Annotated in this window: 1 pseudogene; it reads left to right on the top strand. The window is 66.5% G+C overall.

Going from position 1 to position 397, the window contains the following annotated elements:
* Positions 1-397: pseudogene (locus B7G52_RS23760) on the top strand (hypothetical protein); the annotation flags it as partial.

The raw sequence follows: 397 nt of genomic DNA, 5'->3' as shown, positions 1-397 counted from the left end.
GCCAGGCTTGGCAAGAGCGACTGGGCGCCAGCACCAAACCCAGGATAGGCCTGGTGTGGAGCGGCAGCACAGGCCACCAGAACGACCACAAGCGCTCCCTGATGCTGGCAGACATCCGGGGACTGCTCAGCGAGCAGGTCGACTGCTACAGCCTGCAAAAAGAGCTGCGGCCAGCCGACCGGGCGGCGCTGGCAAACACGCCCGGCATCGAGTTCCTGGGCGACTCGTTCGAGGACTTCAGCGACACGGCCGCGGCGGTGGCCCTGATGGACCTGGTGATCACGGTGGACACCAGCGTGGCGCATCTGGCGGGGGCCATGGGCAAGGAAGTGTGGATCATGCTGCCCTTCAGTCCCGACTGGCGCTGGCTGCTCGAGCGAAGCGACAGCCCGTGGTA

It is taken from the genome of Polaromonas sp. AER18D-145 (genome assembly GCF_002379095.1).
Taxonomy (GTDB): domain Bacteria; phylum Pseudomonadota; class Gammaproteobacteria; order Burkholderiales; family Burkholderiaceae_C; genus Polaromonas.
This window is presented reverse-complemented; position numbering and strand designations above follow the sequence as displayed.